Genomic DNA, 5338 nt, shown 5'->3' with positions numbered 1-5338 from the left:
CCGCTGATATCCGCGGCGCTGTACGCGGAGGCGACCCCGGAGGACCGGCGCAGCGCGGCGTGGGCGCTGCGCCGGACCGCCGGGGCCGCCCCCGCGGGGGCGGGCCCGGCGGCGAGCGCGGCCGGGGCCTCGTCGCCCGACCTCCTGCGCGCCCTGGCCTGCGAGACCTGACGGCCGATCCTCGGGGCGAGGACGGAGATCACCAGGAGCACGCCGGTGACGACGATCTGGGACTGGGCCGAGACGTTGAGCAGGCTCATGACGTTCTGGCCCGCGCCGAGCAGGAACACCCCGGCGATCGCGCCGCCCAGGGTGCCCTTCCCGCCGTCGAAGTCGATGCCGCCGAGCAGGACTCCGGCGATGACGGACAGCTCCAGACCGGTGGCGTTGTCGTAGCGCGCGCTGGCGTAGTGCAGGGCCCAGAAGATCCCGGTGAGGGAGGAGACCAGACCGGTCGTCACGAACATCGCCAGCTTCAGCCGCCGCACGCGCACACCGGCGAACCGGGCCGCCTCCTCCGAGGCGCCGACGGCGAACAGGGAACGTCCGAAGGGGGTCGCGTGGAGCACGAGGACGGCGATGAGCAGCAGTACGGCGAAGGGGATCGCCGCGTACGGGATGAAGGTGCCGTCGATCCGGCCGGCGCCGAAGTCGAGGTACTGCTGCGGGAAGTCGGTGACGGAGTCGGCGCCGAGCACGATCTGCGCGATGCCGCGGTAGGCGGCCAGCGTGCCGATGGTGACGGCGAGCGAGGGCAGGCCGAGCCGGGTCACGAGCAGGCCGTTGACCAGGCCGCACAGGGCGCCGAGGAGCAGGCAGAGCGGGATGATCGTCTCGATCGCCATGCCGCCGTTCCACAGCGCGCCCATCACGGCCCCGGACAGGCCGGCGGTGGAGCCGACGGACAGGTCGATCTCGCCGGAGACGACGAGCATGGTCATCGGCAGCGCGATGAGCGCGATCGGCAGGGTGTTGCCGATCAGGAAGGACACGTTCAAGGCGTTGCCGAAGTTGTCCACGAAGGAGAAGGAGCAGATCAGCAGGACGACGAGCAGGGCGCCGACCGCGGTGTCCCAGCGCACCGCGCCGCCGAGGCGGGCGAGCGGGGCGGGGGCCTTGGTGGTCTCAGGCATGGTGGGCACTCCTCATCTGTGCGGCCCGCTTGCGGAGGACGCCGGCCACCCGCAGCGCCACGATCCGGTCGACGGCGATGGCGAGCAGGAGCAGGACGCCGTCGATGGCCAGCACCCACACCGAGCTGACGCCGATGGAGGGCAGGACGCTGTTGATCGAGGTCAGCAGCAGGGCGCCGAGCGCGGCGCCGTACACGGTGCCGGAGCCGCCGGTGAAGGCGACGCCGCCGACCACCACGGCGCTGACGACGGTCAGTTCGTAGCCGTTGCCGGTGCCGGAGTCGACGTTGCCGAACCGGGCGAGGTAGAGCGCGCCGGCGAGTCCGGCGAGCGCCCCGCACACCACGTACGCGGTCAGGATCCGCTTGCGGACCGGCACGCCGGCCAGCCGGGCGGCCTCCGGGCTGGAGCCGAGCGCGTACAGGTCGCGGCCGCCGCGGTAGCTGCGCAGGTAGTAGCCGACCGCGACCAGCACCGCGAGCGTCAGGAGCGCGAGGTAGGGGATCACCGACAGGCCGTCGTGACCGAAGTCCACGAAGCTCGCCGGCAGGTCGCCCGCGGTGATCTGACGGGATCCGACCCAGATGGAGTCGATGCCTCGGATGATGTAGAGCGTGCCCAGCGTCACCACGAGGGCGGGGACCTGACCCAGGCTCACCAGCAGGCCGTTGAGCAGGCCGAAGAGCACGCCGAGCGCGACCGCGATGAGCACGGCGATCAGCGGGTTGCCGCCGCCGTGCAGGTAGGTGCCGGCTGCGAAGGCCGAGATGCCGAGCACCGAGCCGACCGACAGGTCGACGTTGCGGGTGATGACGACCATGGCCTGGCCGATGGCGACCAGCACGAGGATGGTGGCGTTCAGCAGGAGGTCCTTGACGCCCTGCTGGGACAGGAACTCGCTGTTGTAGACCTGGGTCGCGGCCAGCATGACCACGAGCACGGCGAGCACGGCGAGCGCCCGCAGTTTCAGCACCCGGTCCAGGAAGCGGCGGGACGCGGTCGGTTCGTCCGCGGCGATCTGCTGCGGGGTGTCGGCGGTCACGGTCACGCCGCCCTCCTCACGCGGCCGGTGGCCGCCGCCATCACGGATTCCTCGGTCGCCTCCGACCGGGGGATCTCGGCCGTCAGTCGTCCCTCGTGCATCACCAGGACGCGGTCCGCCATGCCGAGGATCTCCGGCAGGTCGGAGGAGATCATCAGTACGGCCACGCCCTCGGACGCGAGCCGCGACAGCAGCCGGTGCACCTCGGCCTTGGTGCCGACGTCGATGCCGCGCGTGGGCTCGTCGACGATCAGCACCCCGGGCGCGGTGGCGAGCCACTTGGCGAGGACGACCTTCTGCTGGTTGCCGCCCGAGAGCGTGCCGACGACGTCGGCCAGCCGGGCGTACTTGACCTGGAGCCGGACGGCCCAGTCCAGCGCGCGGCTGCGCTCGGCGCCACGGCTCATCAGACCGCCCTTGGTGGTGGCGGCGAAGCCGGTGAGGCCGATGTTGCGCTCGATGGACATGTCCATCACCAGGCCCTGGGCCCGGCGGTCCTCGGGGACCAGCGCGATCCCCGCGGCCATGGCCAGGCTCGGCGCGCCGCCGCGCAGCGGCTTGCCGTCGACGACGACCTCCCCGGCGTCCCTGCGGTCCACGCCGAAGATCGCCCGGGCGACCTCGCTGCGCCCGGCGCCGACGAGGCCGGCCAGGCCCACGATCTCGCCGCGGCGCACCTCGAAGGAGACGTCGGTGAAGACGCCTTCGCGGGTGAGCCGGCGCACGCTGAGGGCGACCTCGCCGATCTCGGCGTCCTGCTTGGGGTAGAGCTCGTCCAGGTCGCGGCCGACCATGCGGCGCACCAGGTCGTCCTCGGTGAGCCCGTCGAGGGGCTCGCTGGCGATCCACGCGCCGTCCCGCAGGGTGGTGACCCGCTGGCAGAGGGCGAAGATCTCCTCGAGGCGGTGGGAGATGAAGAGCACCGCGGCGCCCTGCTCGCGCAGGGACTTGACGACGCCGAAGAGGCGGGCGACCTCACTGCCGGTGAGCGCGGCGGTCGGCTCGTCCATGATCAGGACGCGGGCGTCGAAGGAGAGCGCCTTGGCGATCTCCACCAACTGCTGGTCGGCGATGGACAGTCCGCGCGCCGGCTGTTCCGGGTCGAGGTCCACGCCGAGGCGGCGGAAGAGATCGGCCGCCGCGTCGCGCACGGCCTTGTGGTCGACCCTGCCCAGCGAACGGCGGGGCTGGCGGCCGACGAAGATGTTCTCGGCCACCGACAGGTCGGGGAAGAGCGTCGGCTCCTGGTAGATGACGGCGACCCCCGCGTCACGGGCGTCCCCCGGGCCGTGGAACTCCACGGGCCGGCCGTCGAGCAGCACCGTGCCGGTGTCCGGGCGGTGCACACCCGCGAGGGTCTTGATCAGTGTCGACTTGCCGGCGCCGTTCTCGCCCGCCAGGGCATGGGCCTCGCCGGCGTGCAGCCGGAGCGATACACCGCGCAGAGCGCGAACGGCACCGAAGGACTTGCTCACCCCCTCGAGCGCGAGCACCGGAGTGGTCTCCGGTTCGGGGTGCGTCATTGCGCCCTCCTGCTATGAAATGTTTCAACGGAGTTGCCGGGAAGCTAGCCCCGCCCCGCGAAAGCGTCAAGAGCCGCCGCCTCCCCCGCCTGACCTGCACCCTCGCGAAACCCGCAGGTAACAGGCCCGACAATGCCGCACGAACAGCAACAACGCGCTTTTGCGGCAGGGATGACACGATTCAATAACGGGGATCGAGACCGGTAGACCTCTTGACGGCCACCGGTGGACGTGGATAGCTTCACAGGCGAATGAATCGATTCACTAAAGCCGGTTCACTGAGCCGATTCACCGAGCCATCCGAGGTGGACATGCCTGACATCGCAGCCGTCAAGGCCGCACTCACAGCCCAGCGGATCGAGACGCCGTCCTGGGGTTACGGCAATTCCGGCACCCGTTTCAAGGTCTTCGCCCAGGCCGGGGTGCCCCGTGACCCGTACGAGAAGCTCGACGACGCTGCTAAGGTGCACGAGTTCACCGGCGTCGCCCCCAAGGTGGCCCTGCACATCCCCTGGGACCGGGTGGACGACTACACCGCGCTCGGCGCCCACGCCAAGGAGCGCGGCCTGGAGTTGGGCGCGATCAACTCCAACGTCTTCCAGGACGACGACTACAAGCTCGGCAGCGTGTGCCACCCCGACCCCCGGGTCCGCCGCAAGGCCACGGACCACCTGCTGGAGTGCGTCGACATCATGGACGCCACCGGCTCCGCCGACCTCAAGCTCTGGTTCTCCGACGGCACCAACTACCCCGGCCAGGACGACATCGTGGGCCGCCAGGAACGTCTCGCCGAGGCCCTCACCGAGGTCTACGAGCGGCTCGGCGACGACCAGCGGATGCTGCTGGAGTACAAGCTCTTCGAGCCGGCGTTCTACACCACCGACGTCCCGGACTGGGGCACCGCCTACGCGCACTGCCTCAAGCTCGGCCCCAAGGCGCAGGTCGTCGTCGACACCGGCCACCACGCGCCGGGCACCAACATCGAGTTCATCGTCGCCTTCCTGCTCAGCCAGGGGAAGCTCGGCGGATTCGACTTCAACTCCCGCTTCTACGCCGACGACGACCTGATGGTCGGTGCCGCCGACCCCTTCCAGCTCTTCCGGATCCTGCACGAGGTCGCGAAGAACGGCGGCCTCGACGCGGCGACCGGCGTGGCCTTCATGCTCGACCAATGCCACAACATCGAGGCCAAGATCCCCGCGGTCATCCGCTCGGTGATGAACGTCCAGGAGGCCACCGCCAAGGCCCTCCTGGTGGATCTCGACGCCCTGGGCGAGGCACAGCGCTCCGGTGACGTCCTCGCCGCCAACGCCGCGCTCATGGACGCGTACAACACCGACGTGCGCCCGCTGCTGCGCGAGGTGCGCGAGGAGCGCGGCCTGGCCCCCGACCCCGTCGCCGCGTACCACGCCTCCGGCTGGCAGGAGCACATCGTGGCCGACCGCGTCGGCGGCACCCAGGCCGGCTGGGGCGCGTAGGCCCTGCCGGCCTGGGGGCCGCCGACGCGGTCGGCGAAGATGTGCTCCTCCCAGCCGGAGGCGGGCAACGCGAGGACGGGGTCCAGCGTGAGCCCGCCCCCCTCCCGGCACCCCCGGAGCAGGGGCCTCACGTCGGTTACTGTCTCTTAGACACCACTACCC

General features: G+C 71.0%; 3 protein-coding genes and 1 pseudogene. 1 reads left to right on the top strand and 3 read right to left on the bottom strand.

All coding sequences use genetic code 11. The features are described 5' to 3' along the window. Positions 1-95 precede the first annotated feature (95 nt). The 3 genes and pseudogenes from PV350_RS44210 to PV350_RS44200 all read right to left on the bottom strand — a co-directional run. A pseudogene (locus PV350_RS44210) lies at positions 96-1133 on the bottom strand (ABC transporter permease); the annotation flags it as partial. Continuing rightward, a complete protein-coding gene (locus PV350_RS44205; protein ID WP_500339019.1) occupies positions 1126-2181 on the bottom strand; it encodes an ABC transporter permease in 1056 nt (351 codons plus the stop codon). The pseudogene PV350_RS44210 and the gene PV350_RS44205, both read right to left, overlap by 8 nt. After that, positions 2178-3698, bottom strand: coding sequence for a sugar ABC transporter ATP-binding protein (locus PV350_RS44200; RefSeq protein ID WP_499514860.1), 1521 nt, complete (start codon positions 3696-3698; stop codon positions 2178-2180). The genes PV350_RS44205 and PV350_RS44200 overlap by 4 nt, the downstream gene beginning before the upstream one ends. Positions 3699-4009: 311 nt before the next feature. On the opposite strand from PV350_RS44200, the gene rhaI reads away from it, so the two are divergent. Beyond that, the gene (rhaI, locus tag PV350_RS44195) at positions 4010-5176 is read left to right on the top strand and encodes an L-rhamnose isomerase (protein WP_499514859.1); all 1167 of its coding nucleotides are present in this window, start codon (positions 4010-4012) and stop codon (positions 5174-5176) included. Positions 5177-5338: the final 162 nt, after the last annotated feature.

This window comes from Streptomyces sp. PA03-6a (assembly GCF_033792765.1).
Taxonomy (GTDB): Bacteria; Actinomycetota; Actinomycetes; order Streptomycetales; family Streptomycetaceae; genus Actinacidiphila.
This window is presented reverse-complemented; position numbering and strand designations above follow the sequence as displayed.